This window comes from Variovorax sp. RA8 (assembly GCF_901827175.1).
GTDB lineage: Bacteria > Pseudomonadota > Gammaproteobacteria > Burkholderiales > Burkholderiaceae_C > Variovorax.
Window position 1 is genome coordinate 75969 of the sequence record NZ_LR594662.1, and the last position, 15515, is coordinate 91483.

Below are 15515 nucleotides of genomic sequence, written 5' to 3' on the forward strand. Positions count from 1 at the left end.
GGCGGCATCGCTCACTTCAGCCCCAGCACCGGTGCCACGGTCGCCTGCCAGGTCTTCGAACACGCCGCGTTGGACTTGTCGCAGACCTCGGCCCACACCGGCAGCGAGACCTTGCTCACAGCGCTGCGCACCAGCTCGAGGTCCGACGGCGTGACCGGCACGTTCACCAGGTTGAACTTCTTGCCCGTGGTGCATGGGTCCTTCCCGGCGTTGCAGTTCAGCGCATCCTGGAACAGCTCCTCCGAGTACTTCCAGACTTCGTCGGTGAGACCGTCGAAGGCCGACTTCAGCTTGGCCTGCTGCTCGGGCTTCAGCGCGTTCCAAGACTTCATCGTCATGCCGTAGCCGTTGAGCGCCATCTGGAAGCCGATCGGCAACTGGTGCGTCGTCACCTCGGGCCAGCCTGCCGAGTTCGCCGAGCTCGGGCCGGTGATCGCGCAATCGACGACGCCGAGCGACAACGACTGATGCGTGTCGGCGAAGGAGATCGGCACCGGCGTGCCGCCCACCATCTCGATGAACTTGGCGAGGTTCTGGTCGTACACGCGCACCTTCATGCCCTTGATGTCGGCCAGTTTGGCGACGGGCTTCTTGCAGAACAGGATCTGCGGCCCGAAAGGCCACACGCCGAGCAGCTTGACGCCGAACTGCTGCTGCAGCCGTGCATCGACGGTGTCGAAATAGGCCTTGGCCACCTTGCGCCCGGTCGCGTAGTCGGGCGCGGCACCCACCAGGTCGAGGCCCAGGATGGTCGGCTCGTCGCGCGAGTTCTGCGACACGCGCAGCGAGACGAGGTCGAACAGGCCGGCCTTCATCACGCGCAGCTGCTCGGTGTCCTTGATCCCCAGCGTGTCGATCGGCTTGTAGTCGACATCGATCGGCAGCCCGGTGCGGGTGGCGAAGTTCTCGAAGAAGGGCTGTTCCTTGTTCTTCTGGATCAGTCCGGTGGCCAGGGGCTGGCCGATGGCCTTGAGCTTGATCCGGTCCTGCGCCTGTGCGGCGGGCAGTGCGAAGAGGGCGGCCAGCGCGAGTGCGGCGGCAAAGATCTTGGAGGAACGATGGGGCAGTGGCATGGAGGCTCCTGGAGAGGGGAGGGTCGGAATGGGGGCGACACAATGAAGAAGACGGGTCATTGGAGCGCGTGCCAAGGCTTGCCTGCGGACTTTCCCGCGCTGCGGGAAAGCCGGCAGAAGCCTTTTGAAATCAATCACTTGGCGCGATGCGCCGGTGGAAGAAGGCGCCGTTACGGCAGGCGTCCGCCGTAGGCCGCGGTGATGTCGTCGGCGGCGGCCCGCACCGCCGCCCCCAGCTGCGCGAAGTCGGCGCTCTTGATGCGCTGCGTCGGACCCACCAGCGAGATCGCCCCGAAGGGCTGCCCGTGCTCGTCGCGGATCGCGGCGGCGATGCAGCGCAGGCCGACCGCGTTCTGCTCGTCGTCGATCGCGAAGCCGGCGCGCCGCACCTCGCCCAGCGTCTCGTGCAGCCGCGAGGCGCGCGCGATGGTGTTGGCAGTGAGCTTCGGCAGGCCGTAGGTGCGCAGGTACTGCAGCACGTCGTCCTCGGCCATCGCGGCGAGGATCGCCTGTCCCATCGCGGTCCCGTGCAGCGGAGCGCGGAAGCCCGGCTTGCCCATGGCACGCATCACCTCGCGGCTTTCCACCTGGGTCACGAACACGATGTCGCCGAGATCGGCGACGCCCAGGTTGACCGTCTCGCCATGGCTGTCGCGCAGGCGGCGCATCACCGGCAGGGCGAGCTGGGCGATGCGGCGCCGGCGCGCGAAGGCGGCGCCGACCGAGAAGCAGCGCACGCCCACATACCAGAGGTTGGTCTCGCGGTCGAACTGGACGAACTGCCGCTGCTCCAGCGTGGTGAGCAGGCGGTGCGCGGTGGAGGAGGACAGCCCGCTGCGCGCCGCGATGTCGACCAGGCGGTAGCCCTCGTCGTCCTCGGCCAGCACCTCCAGCAGCTGCAGCGCCCGCGTGAGCGACTGCACGGTGCTGTCGCTATCGCGGTCGATGCGGGTGATCGGGCTGGCAGCGTTGCGGGGCGTGCGGCGGGGAGAGGCGGTCATGGCGTGCGCCTTGCAAATTGCACGCCAGCAGGCGTGGGGCTTCTCGGCCGTCGAGCCGGCTCCTTTGTTAACAAAACGGCTTTGTATTGTCGACATAGTCGTCAACAATAGCGCCCGAGAACATGGTGGTAACACTGATGCCGCAACAACTGCTTGCCAAAGGAAGCTCATGCCCCCGACCCTGCGCCTCGGCGTCCTGACCCCTTCGTCCAACACTGCGCTGGAGCCGCTGACCAGCGCGCTGGCCGCCGCCGTGCCCGGCTGCAGCGCGCACTTCTCGCGCTTCCAGGTGACCGAGATCGCGCTCTCGGCGCAGGCGCTGGGCCAGTTCGACGACAGCAAGATCCTGGCCGCCGCCGAGCTGCTGGCCGACGCGAAGGTCGACGTCATCGGCTGGAGCGGCACCTCCTCGGGCTGGCTGGGCTTCGAGGCCGACTTGCGCCTGGTCGAGCGCATCCGCGAGCGCACCGGCATCGCCGCCACCACCGCGGTGCTGGCGCTCAACGAGCTGCTGGCGCTGCGCGGCGTGAAGCGGCTCGCGCTGGTCACGCCCTACACCGGGGACGTGCAGCAGAAGATCGTCGACAACTACCGCCGCCTTGGCGTCGAGGTGGTGGCCGAGCGCCATCTCGGCATCCGCGTGAACCACGACTTCGCGGCCGTCGAGCCGGACCGGCTGCTGGAATTGATGCGCGAGGTCGCACCGGCGCGGCCCGAGGCGATCACCACCTTCTGCACCAACCTGCGGGCAGCGCCGTTGGCGCAGGCGGTGGAGGCCGAGCTCGGGATCCCGCTGCTCGACACCGTGAGCACCACCGTCTGGGGCCAGCTGCGCGCCGCCGGCGCGGACCCGGCGCAGGTGCGCGGCTGGGGCGCACTGTTCGGCTGGCGCTGATGCCGACCCCCCGCGCGCGCAAGCGCGCCGCCACGCCCGCGCGGCTCGAACGCGAGAACACGCAGGACGAGATCTACGAGAAGATCTACGCGGCCATCCTCGAACACCGCCTGCATCCCGGCACCAAGCTGGGCGAGGAGCGGCTCGCCGAGATCTTCGGCGCCAGCCGCGCGCGCATCCGCGAGGTGCTGGCGCGGCTGGCCCACGACCAGATCGTCGAGCTCTTCCCGCAGCGCGGCGCCTTCGTGGCCAAGCCCACCATCGAACAGGCGCGCGACGTGTTCGAGGCTCGCCGGCTGATCGAGCCGGCCATCGTGCGGCGACTGGTCGAGACGCTCTCGCCCGAGAAGCTCGCGCGCCTGCGCGAGCACCAGGCGCGCGAGCTCGACGCGCGGCGCCGCGACGACAAGCGCGCGGTGATCCGCCTGTCCGGCGAGTTCCATTCGCTTGCCGCCGAACTGGCCGGCAACACCGCGCTGGCGCGCAGCATGCGCGAGCTGTCGGTGCTGACCTGCCTGATGATCTTCCTCTACGACGCGCCGACCTCCGTCAGCTGCCGGGCCGATGAGCATTCGAAGATCATCGAGGCGATCGCGAAGCGCGACGCGGCGCGTGCGCAGAAGCTGATGCTGGAGCACCTGGCGCACATCGAGGGCAGCATGAAGCTCGACGGCGCGAACGAGGAAGTCGATCTCGCGGCGATCTTCCGGCCGTAGCACAAGAAGCCTGAGTCATTGTCGAGCGCCCGCACGGCCGTGCATTCGATGACGGCAATCTGACTCTTTCTGACGCCGCTGCCGATATTGCGGAGGTACACAGCAGAATCCGGCCCTTTCAAAAAGAAGAAGGGTCGATGTGATGACTGCCAGGGAGGCTTCGGGTCCGCGGCCCGAAGGAAGACGCGCGCGCGAGATGCGGGTGATGGCATGAACAAGCACCTTCACAGGATCGTCTTCAACGCTGCGCGCGGCATGCGCATGGTCGTGCAAGAAACGGCGCGCAGCGCGGGCAGAGCCAGCGGCGCCACTTCCGCCCGTGTCGGGAGTGCGCTGGCGAGCCTGCTGGTCGCCATGGCGGCGCAGGCGCAGATCGTCGGCGCACCCGGTGTTGCACCGGGCCTCAGGCCCACGGTGCTGGTGGCGCCCAATGGGGTTCCTCTCGTCAACATCCAGACTCCTTCGGCTGCGGGCGTCTCGCGCAACCTCTACCACCAGTTCGACGTCCAGCCGCGCGGCGTCATCCTCAACAACAGCCGCACCGATGCGCAGACCCAGCTGGGTGGCTGGGTGGCTGGGTGCAGGCCAATCCCTTCCTCGCAACCGGGCCGGCGCGGATCATCCTCAACGAGGTGGTCAGCGGCAACCCCACGCAACTGCGCGGCGCCATCGAGGTCGGCGGCCAGCGCGCCGAGGTCATCGTGGCCAACCCTGCGGGCATCGCCGTCGATGGCGCCACCTTCATCAACGCCAGCCGCGCAACCCTGACCACCGGCACCCCGCAGCTCAATGCGGCAGGCGGCCTGGACGGCTACGTGGTGCGCGGCGGCACCGTGAGCATCGACGGCGCTGGATTGGATGCAAGAAGCACCGACTACACCACCATCCTGGCGCGCGCCATCAAGGTCAATGCGGGGCTCTGGGCCAACGAGCTGAAGGTAGTCACAGGCGCCAACCAGGTCTCTGCCGATCAAGGGCAGGTCAGCCCGACCACCGGCACGGGCAAGGCGCCCGTCTTCGCGCTCGATGTCGCCCATCTCGGCGGCATGTACGCCGGCAAGATCACCCTCATCGGCACGGAGCATGGCGTCGGTGCGCGCAATGCGGGCACGATCATGGCCGCGGACGGTTCGGGTCCGCTCTCCGGCCCGGGCGAGTTCGTCATCACCGCGGACGGGAGGCTGGAGAACATCGGGACGATCCAGGCCGCGCGCCGCGCCGACATCGCGGCCGAGAGCCTCGCCAATAGCGGGCGTATCGCCAGTGGCGGCGAACTCAAGATCGCCACGCCGGGGCCGCTCGCCAATGCGGGCACGCTCGAAGCGCAGAGCCTGCAGCTTGCGAGCGCCAGCGACATCGACAGCTGCGTGTCACCACCGCCGGCCAGACCGTCAATGCGGCCGGCAAGCTTCAGGCCGGCGGCGCCGTCGCGCTTGCCAACGGCGGCCTGGTCAACACGGCGGGCCAGGTCTCCGGCAGCAGGGTGTCCGTGGACACACGCGGCAATGCGCTGGCGAACACGCAGGGCACGATTGCAGCCGACACGACTGTCAATGTGAACTCGGGCGCGCTGGCTAACGATGCGGGCCTGATCCACTCGGGCGGCGCGATGACCATCGACAGCCATGGCGCCGGATACGACAACAAGGGCGGCCAGACCCTCGCCGGGGGCGACCTGCGCATCGATGCGGGCGCCATCGACAACACCGGTGCGTTGATCCGCTCGGGCGCCACCACCACTTTGAACGCCGGCAGCATCGCCAACGCCGATACGCTGGGCGCGGACCAGGGCATCGAGGGCGACAACGTCGCCATTGCCACCGGCGCCCTCGTCAACACGTCCGGCGCCATCCGTGCCAACCTGAACGCCACCCTCACCAGCAGCGGCACCGTCGACAACACCTCCGGCTTGATCTCCGCGGGCGACACGGTCGCCATCGTCGACCCGAACGCGCCCAACCCGGCCGCCAAGACCTTGGACGTGACCAACACGGGCGGCACCGTGCTGGCGGACAAGCGCCTGGCCGTCGATGCCGCCTCGCTCGGCTTCGACGGCAAGCTGCTCTCCGGAGGCGACATGCGCCTCGCGTTGACGCAGGACGTGGTCACTGCCGCCGGCAGCCGGACCATCGCCAACCGCGACCTGAGCGTCGCCACCCGCGGCAACGTCACCCATGGCGGCATGCTGGCTGCCGGCAACGCGCTCACCCTCTCGGCGCGCAGCATCGACAACACCGCCACCGGCGACATCCAGGGCGCTTCCACCACATTGAGCACCTCCGGCACGGTGACCAACCGCGGCGTCATCGACGGCTTTGCCACCCGCATCGACGCGGGCACGCTCGACAACATCGGCACCGGCCGCATCTACGGCGACCAGATCTCGATTGGCGCGGGCACGCTGAACAACCTGGCCGAGACCGTCAACGGCCTCACGTCCGCCGCCACCATCGCCGCGCGCGATCGCCTGGACATCGGCGCCCAGACGATCGGCAACCGCGATGGCTCGTTGATCTTCAGCGCCGGCGACCTCGTCATCGGCGGCAGCCTCGATGCCGACGGGCGGGCCACCGGCGCCGCCGCGGCGCTCGGCAACCACGCCTCCACGATCGAGGCCGCGGGCAACGCCGGCATCAGTGCCGCGGTCCTGAACAACACCAGCGGCGGCGTCACCTGGACCTTGCAGCCCGGCACGAGCGAACACGTGGTCGAGTACGCCATCCCGGGCAATGCCACGCGCCATCCGGCCTCGGAGGTCCTGCTTGCCGCCGGCGGCAGCCTCCTGACCAACAGCACCGGCTGGAACAACTGGGTGGCCACGGACGCCTCCAACCCCCTCGCGCCGGGCAGCAACGCCGCCGCCCGGCTGCTGGTGCCGTCGCCCGACTACCCGCTCGAGCGCTTCCGCACCTACTACCTCCAGAGCCCGGCCAACAGCGCAGATCGCAGCTACCAGACCTGCAACGTCGACACCTGCGAAACCACCGCCAGGCCAGGCGCGTGGTACGCCATCAGCGATCCCATCTGGTCCACCTTCGGCGTGGCACCGCCGGCGGCCGAACTGCCCACCAGCCATCCCGGGCGCATCGACCCCCACTTCATGGTGGGCCAGGAGGGCCTGGGCAACACGACCACGATGGATGTGAACGGCGTGGCGACGCCGCTGAATCGGATCAAGGCGATCCATGGTGCCGGCAGCTTCCAGGGGCTGGGTCGCAATCTGATCAATGGGACCACACGGGCGCTCGTCGACACGGCCATCAGCGGCGCAAGCCTGGAGGACAGCCTCACTCGCAGCATCGCCACGGCGTTCATCGATACCGGTGCAGCCTTGGGGGCAACCGCCATCGGAGCGAACACCGCCCCCGGCAGCTTCGCGAACTTTGCGGGCCATCTCATCGCAGGTTGCGCAACAGGCGCCCTGCGTGCCGACAGGGCGGCCGGCTGCGGTGCCGGTGCCCTCGGTGCCACGCTGGGTGAAGCCACCGCGCTCGTGCTCAATGGAAACCGCACGGCCGAAGACATTCTGGCCAATGGGCTGCTTCCGGGCACCTTGGAGATGGCCAGCCTCGTGGGCGGTCTCGGCGTTGCGCTCGCTGGTGGTGATGCCAGTTTGGTCTATCTCGGTGCAGGTGCCGGATCGAACGCGGCAGAGAACAACATGGCTGGCCAGCTGACGATGCTGGTGCAGAACGTCGTGCGCTTCAATCAAGCAGGCTGGCAAGCCCTGAGCGCCGCGGGGCAGGTCGCCATATTGCGATGCGCCGCCAACAACTGGTGCGCCTCGCTGCCGCTGATGGCCGCGGCCGTGGGTTACGTCAACAGTGCCCAGTTCGCGGCCAACCAGCCGTCGCTTGCCGATCAGATCCCCACGGGGTATGGAGCAGGCGGCGTTCGGGTCTTGGATGGGTCAACCAGTACATCGGCAGATGTCATGCAGGGGGCCAACACTACTGCGACACCTGCGACGGCGCTAGTGAGTCCGGGTACGCCTGGATATGGCGCCTCCAACCCGACGGCTGGCGGCACATCGACCGTATCGCCCCATATGGCGCCGGCGGGAGGCTCGATCGTCCTCAGTCAGTCGAGTTCAGGGCATCAGCTATTTGGAAACCAGCTTCCAAGTAATCTCGCCGCTGAAACTGCGGCGGCAAACGCGGTCGGCGTGCGTCCTATCCCTGCAAGCGATCCTTCATTCCCCTCGGTCGTCAATCAGGGGCAGATAAAGTTCGTAGTCACTGCTGGGGGACAGCTCTTGATTGCTCCACATACAGTGAATGGCATCGAAATATCTCATGCTGTTCTTTCCAATGGGCAGCCTGTTATTGCCGCTGGACAAGCGAATATTGCTGGTCTGCCTGGGGCGCTGTTTGGACTGGACATCGAGCCCTATTCGGGGCATTTTCTGAATGGCGCGACGCCGGCCCAATCTGCTGCCGCAGACCAAGCTGCGCGCACTGCATTCAGCAGTGTCGGCATCAACTTTCCAGAGAGGGACGGTAACTGAATTGAGAGTTTTCAACTGGAGTGAATTCTCCGACATGCCAATCTCCGAAGAGGAGATCCAGAGAAGGTTCCCGGCGCCCGATTTTCGCGTTAGCCGGAGTGTTTATCGACACGGCGAAACTAGGCCAAAAGGGTCAGCGCGACAGGGCTTGTGCTTTGTCGCCCAAGGGAGGTGTCGATGCCACTTTGGAGGTCAGCACGCGGAACCGGTCGTACTGGCGCAGGGGCAGTACGTGGAATTTCCTTCTGGCACTTACCATATTGAGCCGCTGGATGGCAGAGATGCTTTGGTGGTCAAGGTATGGGATCTCGGGGCTCTGCTATAGAAGGAATTCGACGCGCGAGAGCCTGGCTTATCGACACAAGCGGAAAGCTCAAGCTGCTCAGCAGTCCACCACGCGCAAGGAGGTCGACAATGTCATGCGGCCTTCTCCTCAGCTTGGGCCACGGGGTGCGGACGAGACGAGCCATTGCAACAGCTTTGATGTAAGAACCTCGGCATCCGGGGCCGCCGGCGGGGGCGAAGGCGCAGCTCGGTCAGAACGCCAACCTGGCGGCACTGGCGCAGCAGCCTAGCATGGAGTGAGCGAACCAGTTCGTCAACGAGCTGGCCTTCGTCAACAGCGTCGAGTGGCAGCGGGTGCGGGTGCATCCGTGAGGGGGACCGCAGGCGCGGCAGCCCATCCCGCGACGACGGCAGCCATGCAAGCCGGCATCGCGACGATGGCGAGCAGGGCGATCGCCTCGTTAGTCAACAACGGGGGCGCCACCCTGGCCACGCTGGCGGGTGCAGAGTGCCGACAAGGTCGGCGATCTGTAGGGGCCGGTCGCCGTCCTCGACGGCTTCACCAACAAGCTCGCCCATGCGAACGCAGGGTGCGCGGTCGGTGCGGCCCGTGCGGACAGCAGCAGCGGCTGCACGCCTGGTGCGCTGGGCGCCGTGGAGCTGACGGCCGAAGCCGTCGGCCGCCAATGGCGTCAAGCGCCAGCTCCCCAAGACAACAGGGCTTGGCAACCCTCAGTCGCCCCGCACCACCTCCGGATCATGCACATCCGCGTGCAGCCGTTCCACCTCCGCTGCGCGCCGCAGCAGCACCGCGCGCTGGTTGATGTAGCCCTTGTCGGTGATCTCGCCGGCATCGATGTCCGGCGGCGAGGCCAGCACCAGCGCGCGCACCGGGCATCGCGAGGAGCCCGCGCCCTCGTCGTGCAGGGCCCGCATCGTGCGAAGCAATGCCGCCGCCAGCTCCTCGCGCGGGCGCTGCGCCGCTTGCGCGCTGGGAAAGACCAGCATGCCGACTGCGTCGCGGTCATGGCCGGTGATCACCACGTCCTGCACCAGCGGGGCCAGCCGCGACACCAGCTCCACACGCAGCGTGCCCACCGAGACCCAGGTGCCGCTCGTGAGCTTGAAGTCCTCGGCCACGCGGCCGTTGAACATCACGCCGCATTCGGGCCGCTGCGCATCGACCAGGTAGCCCGCGTCGCCGATGCGGTAGTAGCCCTCTTCGTCGAAGGCCTGCGCCGTTTCGCGCGGCGCGTTGCGATAGCCGGGGAAGACCGAGACGCCCTTGACCCGCATCTCCAGCTTGTCGCCGTTGGGCACGAACTTCAGCTCCAGTCCCGGCAGCGGTGCGCCGATGCAGCCGGCGCCGTCGAGCTTCCAGTGGGCCGAGGTGATGGCCGGGGAGGTCTCGGTCGCGCCCCAGGAGGTGGTGAGCCACAGCGGCGCAGCCGGCCGTGCGCGCTTCGCCACCGCCTCGAGCCGCTGCCAGGTCGAGGGCGCCAGCGCCGCGGCGGCATAGAAGCACAGGCGCAGGCGCGACAGCACATCGGCCGCGAGCGCTTCGTCGGCCTCGAGGAAGGGCAGCAGCATGTCGTAGCCGCGCGGCACGTTGAACAGCAGCGTGGGCCGCACCTCGCGCAGGTTGCGCACCGTCTTCTCGATCAGGCCCGGCGCCGGCCGGCCTTCGTCGATGTAAAGCGCGCCGCCATGGCAGAGCACGATGTTGAAGTTGTGGTTCGCCCCGAAAGTGTGGCTCCACGGCAGCCAGTCCACCAGCACCGGCGGCTCCTGGTCCAGGAAGCGCCAGGTCTGCGCGATCATCTGCTGGTTGGCGCACAGCATGCGGTGCGTGTTGATCACCACCTTCGGCCGGCCGGTGGAGCCCGAGGTCAGCAGGTACTTGGCATGGGTGTCGGGCAGGATCGCCTCGAAGGCCTGCATCACGGCCGGCGTCTCTTCGGTTGCCAGCAGCGCGTCGAAAGAGCGCGCGCCGGGATGCGCGTCGGCGTTGCGGCTGAAGACCGTGATCGCATCGACGCCGCAGCCGGCAAGCACCCCGCCATAGAGCCTGGCGTCCGAGGCATAGATCAGCGCGGGGTCCAGCGCCTGCAGCATGCCGTGCAGCCGCGACGGGTCCTTGGCCATGCGCGAGTAGGCGCTGGACAGCGAGCAGGCCGTGCGGCCGATGTGCATGGTGGCCAGCATCAGCACCGCATGGTCGATCGCGTTGTCGGAGAGGATCACCACCGGCCTGTCCCGCGGCACGCCCAGGTCGAGCAGGCCTTGGGCCACCGCGCCGACGGCACGGCGCAGCGCGCGGTAGTCCAGCTTGCGCCAGCCCTCGCCGCTCTCGTCGCGCTCGGCCAATGCCAGTGCATCGGGCGTCTCGCGTGCCCAGCGCTCCAGCCATTCGCCCACGCAGCGGGCGTAGGGGCGCAGCGCGACGGGCGAGCGCAGTGCGAAGGAGCCGTCGTCGAAGTCGATGCGGATCGTGCGTGGCGGGGCGAGCTGGGTTTCGTCGTCGAAGAAGCCTTCGGCCTTCATCGCTTGTCTCCTCGATGCGCGTTGTTATTCGAGTGTGCCGGAGGCTGCCTTGGCGCGAATCAGGTTCAACAGCAGGGTGTCGCGCGTCCGCTCGAGCTCGCTTTCATGGCGCTGGCCGAGTTCCGCGGCAACGCCCTCGGTCACCTGTTGCTTGAGCTCCTGGGTCATCAGGGGCGATCCCAGGTCTTTCCACCAGTCCTCGATCGGCCCGCCCAGGTGCGCCAGCACATGCGCGATGCCGCCGGCGCCGCCCGAGAGGTGCAGGTTCATGAAGGGCCCCATCACCGCCCAGCGCAGCCCGGGGCCCTGCGAGATCGCGGTGTCGATGTCGGCCACCGAGGCCACGCCCTGGTCGACCAGGTGGAAGGCTTCGCGCCACAGCGCCGCCTGCAGCCGGTTGGCGATATGGCCCTTGACCTCGCGCTTCACGTGGATCGGCCGCTTGCCGATGGCCGCATAGAAGGCCATCGCGCGTTCGACGGCGTCGGCCGAGGTGCGCTCGCCGCCGATCACCTCCACCAGCGGGATCAGGTGCGGCGGATTGAAAGGGTGGCCCAGCACCACGCGCTCCGGATGCGCGCAGCCCGACTGCATGCCGCTGACCGTCAGCCCCGAGGAGCTGGAGGCCAGGATCGCATGCGGCGGCGCGGCGGCGTCCATCCGTCGGAACAGATCGATCTTGAAGTCCATCCGCTCGGGGCCGTTCTCCTGCACGAAGTCCGTTTCGCGCAGAGCGTCTTCCAGCGACGCGTGGAATCGCAGCCGTTCGATGGACGCGCCTTGGGCGAGCCCGAAGCGCTCCAGCGTGGGCCAGTGCTGCGCCACGGCCTGTCGCAGCCGCGCCTCGGCCCCCGGCGACGGGTCGGTGGCATCGACGTCCAGCCCCTGCGCGAGGAACCAGGCGGCCCAGCTGGCGCCGATCACGCCGGTGCCGACCACCGCGACGCGTGTGATGGGCGTGTCCTTGCGCGACATGCCTCAGGACTCCGCCGTGAAGCCGACCTTCTTGACCAGCGGGCCCCAGCGCTCGAACTCCTCGCGCTGCGAACGGGCCATCTCTTCGACGCTCGAACCATGCGCGATCAGGCCGACCACCGCCAGGCTGTCGATCACCGACTTGTCCTTGATCGCGGCGTTGATCGCCGCGTTGGCAGCGTTGACCACCGCGGCCGGCGTCCTGGCAGGCGCATAGAAGCCGAACCACTCCTCGGTCGTGAGCTCCGCGAAGCCCTGCTCCGCCAGGGTCGGCACCTCGGGCGAGAAGGGCGAGCGTGCCTTGCCGGAGGTCGCCAGCAGCCGCAGCTTGCCGGCCTTGTGGTTGGCGACGAAGTCGCCGCTGGGCGTGACCATCGCGGCGATCTGGCCGCCCACCACGTCGGTCACCCCGGGGATGGAGCCGCGGTAGGGCACGTGCTTGAGCTCGACGCCGTTGTTGATGCCGAGCAGGGCGCCGATGAAGTGCGGCGTGGAGCCGGCCGCCGGCGAGCCGTAGCTGGCTTGCCCCGGGTTGGCCTTGGCCCAGGCCAGGAAGTCCTTGACGTTCTTGACGCTGGCCGGCACCAGCGGGCCGACCGCCAGTCCGTGGTGCATCACCGCCGCGATCGACACCGGCGTGATGTCCTTGACCGGGTCGTAGCTCAGCTTGCTGTAGATGTGCGGGTAGATGGAGGTGCAGGAGAAGGGCGACAGCGCCAGCACGCTGCCGTCCGCCGGCGCGCCCTTGAGCACCTCCAGCGCGATGCGGCCGCCCGCGCCGGGCTTGTTCTCGACCACCGCCGCGTTGCGGGTGTAGGCCGAACCGGCCAGCTTCTCGCCGGCGCGGCGCGCCACGCTGTCGCCGGCGCTGCCGGCCGGGAAGCCGTAGTAGATCTTGACCTGCTCGATGCTCTGGGCCCGGGCGGTCAGCGGCGCCAGAGCGCCGAGGGCGGCAGCCGCGCCCAGGGTGTGGAGGAAGTGGCGGCGATCGGTCATGGCATGTCTCCTCGGAGGTTGTTTGCAGAAGAGCGTCGGTCAGACGGCGAATTCGGGGCGCGGCAGGCCGATGCGCGGCAGGCCCATCATGTCGCGCGCCTCCGCCGGCGTGGCGGGCTCCAGGTCCATCTCGTGCAGCACGCGCACGATGCGCTCCGTCAGCTGCAGGTTGGTGGCCAGCTCGCCGTGCCGGTAGTAGAGGTTGTCCTCGAGCCCGACGCGCGCATGGCCGCCCAGCAGCAGCGCGCTGATGTTGGCCTCCAGCTGCGACGGCCCGATGCCGCTGACGCCGAAGATCGCGCCCTTGGGCAGCGTGTCCACCATCATCTGCAGGTGGCGCGGCGAGAAGGGCATCGCGTTCTGGAAGTTGCGGTGCACGTTCATCACCAGGTTGATGAAGTAGGGCTGCTCGTCCAGCCCCTCGTTGATCAATGTGGTCGTGTCCTGCAGGATGTGGGTGGGGCTGAACACCTCCCACTCGGGCTTGATGCCGCGCGCCTTCATGCCCGCCGCAAGTTCGCGGCCCTTGCCGAGCGGCGTGTCCATCAGGATCTCGCGGCCCTCGAATCTGAGGTTGAGCGTGGTCGCGTCCAGCGTGCACATCTCGGCGCCCGCGTCCATGCCCTTCACCCGCTCCTCGAAGGCGATTTCCCAGCGCCCGCCCGGCAGCGGCTTGACCATGTCGCCATGCACGCCGCCGCCGGTGGAGTTGTTGATCACGATGTCGCAGCCGGCATCGCGGATGCGCTGGTTGATCTCGCGGTACACCGCCGCATCGCAGGTCGCGCCGTCGTCCGGCCGCCGCGCATGGATCGCGGCCACGCTGGCGCCGGCCTTCCAGCAGCGCACCACGTCGGCGGCGATCTCCGCGGGCTGGGTGGGAAGATGGGGGTTCTGCGATTTGTGCGCCATGCCGCCGGTAGGGGCGATGGTCACGATCACCTTGCGCTTGGACATCGATCGGTCTCCTTGGATGAGCGCGCTATTATTTTTGGCCGCCGCCGGCCCCACAGTCATTGCGACGACATTTGGAGTCAGGGTTTACGCGGCGCAGGAGCGTCGATGCACAACAAGCCGAGCCGGAGACAGGCGGCCTCCCTTTCCATCCCCGACCTGCTGCAGCGCTCGGGCTGGTTCCCAGCGCTGGACGCCGGCGCCCAGGCGCGGGTGCTGGACGAGATCCGCGAGCAGCCCGTGGCCGCCGGCTGCGCACTGTGCCGGCGCGGAGACACGCCGCTGCACTGGTACGGCACGCTGGAAGGGCTGCTCAAGTGGTCCATCACCGCCGACGACGGCCGCTCCGTCACGCTCGGCGGCCTCTCGGTCGGCAGCTGGTTCGGCGAGGGCACGCTGCTGCGGGCGCTGCCGCGCTCGGCTGACATCATCGCGCTGCGCGACAGCCGGGTGGCGCGCCTGCCGGTGGAGACCTTCGAGTGGCTGCACCAGACGCAGCTGAGCTTCAACCATTTCCTGCTGCGCCAGCTCAACGAGCGCCTGCACTGGTTCATGGGCAACTACGCGGCGCACCGGCTGCTCGACGCCGACAGCCAGGTGGCGCGGGCGTTGGCGGGGCTGTTCCATCCCTGGCTGCATCCGGGCAGCGATGTGCACCTGCAGACTTCGCAGGAGGAGATCGCGAATCTGTCGGGCCTGTCGCGGCAGCGCTGCAATGCGGCGCTCAACCGGCTGCGCGAGGCGGGGCTCCTGCACATCGAGTACGGCGGGATCACCGTGGTCGACCTGGAAGGCCTGCGGCGCTTCGTCGAGTAGCCCGCGGCAGGGCGGCGGGCCTCAGTGCTGCTGTTGCTGCGTCTTGTGCAGGGGCTTGGCGCCGGGGCTCTGGGGCTGTTCGTCTTCCTCGGCGGGCCCGGCGTTCGGGCGGGCCGCCCGCAGCTTGTCATGCTCTTCGGCGAGGCGGCGCACTTGCTCGTCACGCTTCTCATCGTCCGGATGGCGCCGCGGCCAGCGTCCCACAGGACTGGCGGCATCGTGTCTGGGCATCATCAAGCTCCTTGAAAGGCGATTGCCTCGCAGGCTAGCCAATGCCCGGCACGTCGATGTCGGGAGGGCGCGGGACTCACCGTGGGAGAACTCGCACGCGCTGCACGCGCCGTCCCTCATCAGAACTTGTGCGTGAGATGGGGCGGTCCGTCCTCGTCCCCCGTGCTTTCGTCGTCCACCGAGGCGAGCTTGAGGCGGGCGGCTTCATGCCGCACCTTCAGTTCCGCGTAGCGGTCGCGCTGCGCCGGCCGCGCGGGCGTCTGCTGCATGCACGCGATGAAGAAGCGCGACTCCTCCGCATCCATGCCCAGCAGTACCTCCTGGCCACGCCCATCGATGGCCAGGGCGCTGCGGGCTTGCAGCTCGGTGCGTAGCGCTTCGGGCATTTCGAGCAAATTCATCATCGGCTCCTTCGGTCGGCTCGAGACAGCCCGACAGTCTGCCACTGCATCCCGGGCAAAGCGGCGGAAGTTGCCGCACTGCTAAAGCGGTCATGGCTGACATCGGCACCCGCATCCTTGA

Annotated in this window: 13 protein-coding genes; 5 read left to right on the forward strand and 8 right to left on the reverse strand. The window is 68.3% G+C overall.

The genetic code is table 11. The annotated features are described in order from the left end of the window. Positions 1-11: 11 nt before the first annotated feature. Both E5P3_RS00380 and E5P3_RS00385 read right to left on the reverse strand, forming a co-directional pair. Entirely contained in the window at positions 12-1073 is a 1062-nt protein-coding gene (locus E5P3_RS00380; protein ID WP_162584176.1) for a TRAP transporter substrate-binding protein, read from the reverse strand. Positions 1074-1243: 170 nt separating this feature from the next. After that, the gene (locus E5P3_RS00385; protein ID WP_162584177.1) at positions 1244-2074 is read right to left on the reverse strand and encodes an IclR family transcriptional regulator; all 831 of its coding nucleotides are present in this window, start codon (positions 2072-2074) and stop codon (positions 1244-1246) included. Positions 2075-2243: 169 nt separating this feature from the next. Between E5P3_RS00385 and E5P3_RS00390 the strand changes: the two genes are divergently transcribed. From E5P3_RS00390 to E5P3_RS00405, 4 genes are all read left to right on the forward strand, one after another. Further along, entirely contained in the window at positions 2244-2969 is a 726-nt protein-coding gene (locus E5P3_RS00390) for a maleate cis-trans isomerase family protein (protein ID WP_162584178.1), read from the forward strand. Beyond that, positions 2969-3685 (forward strand): GntR family transcriptional regulator, encoded by a 717-nt coding sequence (locus tag E5P3_RS00395; protein ID WP_162584179.1) that lies wholly within the window; start codon positions 2969-2971, stop codon positions 3683-3685. The genes E5P3_RS00390 and E5P3_RS00395 overlap by 1 nt, the downstream gene beginning before the upstream one ends. A 578-nt stretch (positions 3686-4263) precedes the next feature. Next, positions 4264-5244, forward strand: coding sequence for a filamentous hemagglutinin N-terminal domain-containing protein (locus E5P3_RS00400; protein ID WP_232072930.1), 981 nt, complete (start codon positions 4264-4266; stop codon positions 5242-5244). Continuing rightward, complete coding sequence (locus tag E5P3_RS00405; RefSeq protein ID WP_162584180.1) at positions 5175-8192, forward strand: beta strand repeat-containing protein; 3018 nt, start codon at positions 5175-5177, stop codon at positions 8190-8192. The genes E5P3_RS00400 and E5P3_RS00405 overlap by 70 nt, the downstream gene beginning before the upstream one ends. Before the next feature lie 1017 nt (positions 8193-9209). Here the strand turns inward: E5P3_RS00405 and E5P3_RS00410 are convergent. From E5P3_RS00410 to E5P3_RS00425, 4 genes are read right to left on the reverse strand one after another with little or no spacing between them, the layout of a single operon-like run. After that, positions 9210-11021 carry a feruloyl-CoA synthase gene (locus E5P3_RS00410; protein WP_162584181.1) on the reverse strand — a complete coding sequence of 604 codons (1812 nt, stop codon included), beginning with the start codon at positions 11019-11021 and terminating at the stop codon, positions 9210-9212. Positions 11022-11045: 24 nt separating this feature from the next. Next, on the reverse strand, positions 11046-11996 hold the full coding sequence (locus E5P3_RS00415; protein WP_162584182.1) for a 3-hydroxyacyl-CoA dehydrogenase NAD-binding domain-containing protein: 951 nt from the start codon (positions 11994-11996) through the stop codon (positions 11046-11048). A gap of 3 nt (positions 11997-11999) precedes the next feature. Continuing rightward, complete coding sequence (locus tag E5P3_RS00420; protein WP_162584183.1) at positions 12000-12992, reverse strand: Bug family tripartite tricarboxylate transporter substrate binding protein; 993 nt, start codon at positions 12990-12992, stop codon at positions 12000-12002. A gap of 39 nt (positions 12993-13031) precedes the next feature. Next, positions 13032-13949, reverse strand: coding sequence for a 3-keto-5-aminohexanoate cleavage protein (locus tag E5P3_RS00425; RefSeq protein ID WP_162584184.1), 918 nt, complete (start codon positions 13947-13949; stop codon positions 13032-13034). 105 nt (positions 13950-14054) lie between these two features. On the opposite strand from E5P3_RS00425, the gene E5P3_RS00430 reads away from it, so the two are divergent. After that, positions 14055-14762: a Crp/Fnr family transcriptional regulator gene (locus tag E5P3_RS00430; RefSeq protein ID WP_162584185.1), complete on the forward strand. Its 708-nt coding sequence runs from the start codon at positions 14055-14057 to the stop codon at positions 14760-14762. Positions 14763-14783: 21 nt separating this feature from the next. Here the strand turns inward: E5P3_RS00430 and E5P3_RS00435 are convergent, their stop codons facing one another. Together E5P3_RS00435 and E5P3_RS00440 are read right to left on the reverse strand one after the other, a co-directional pair. Further along, positions 14784-14993 carry a hypothetical protein gene (locus E5P3_RS00435; protein WP_162584186.1) on the reverse strand — a complete coding sequence of 70 codons (210 nt, stop codon included), beginning with the start codon at positions 14991-14993 and terminating at the stop codon, positions 14784-14786. A 119-nt stretch (positions 14994-15112) separates the two neighbouring features. Next, positions 15113-15394: a hypothetical protein gene (locus tag E5P3_RS00440; protein WP_162584187.1), complete on the reverse strand. Its 282-nt coding sequence runs from the start codon at positions 15392-15394 to the stop codon at positions 15113-15115. Positions 15395-15515: the final 121 nt, after the last annotated feature.

Coding starts and splice junctions, on each gene's coding strand:
- E5P3_RS00395 (WP_162584179.1), top strand. CDS start 2,969: ATGCCGACCCCCCGCGCGCGCAAGCGCGCCGCCACGCCCGCGCGGCTC.
- E5P3_RS00380 (WP_162584176.1), bottom strand. CDS start 1,073: ATGCCACTGCCCCATCGTTCCTCCAAGATCTTTGCCGCCGCACTCGCG.
- E5P3_RS00410 (WP_162584181.1), bottom strand. CDS start 11,021: ATGAAGGCCGAAGGCTTCTTCGACGACGAAACCCAGCTCGCCCCGCCA.
- E5P3_RS00430 (WP_162584185.1), top strand. CDS start 14,055: ATGCACAACAAGCCGAGCCGGAGACAGGCGGCCTCCCTTTCCATCCCC.
- E5P3_RS00420 (WP_162584183.1), bottom strand. CDS start 12,992: ATGACCGATCGCCGCCACTTCCTCCACACCCTGGGCGCGGCTGCCGCC.
- E5P3_RS00440 (WP_162584187.1), bottom strand. CDS start 15,394: ATGAATTTGCTCGAAATGCCCGAAGCGCTACGCACCGAGCTGCAAGCC.
- E5P3_RS00385 (WP_162584177.1), bottom strand. CDS start 2,074: ATGACCGCCTCTCCCCGCCGCACGCCCCGCAACGCTGCCAGCCCGATC.
- E5P3_RS00435 (WP_162584186.1), bottom strand. CDS start 14,993: ATGCCCAGACACGATGCCGCCAGTCCTGTGGGACGCTGGCCGCGGCGC.
- E5P3_RS00390 (WP_162584178.1), top strand. CDS start 2,244: ATGCCCCCGACCCTGCGCCTCGGCGTCCTGACCCCTTCGTCCAACACT.
- E5P3_RS00425 (WP_162584184.1), bottom strand. CDS start 13,949: ATGTCCAAGCGCAAGGTGATCGTGACCATCGCCCCTACCGGCGGCATG.
- E5P3_RS00415 (WP_162584182.1), bottom strand. CDS start 11,996: ATGTCGCGCAAGGACACGCCCATCACACGCGTCGCGGTGGTCGGCACC.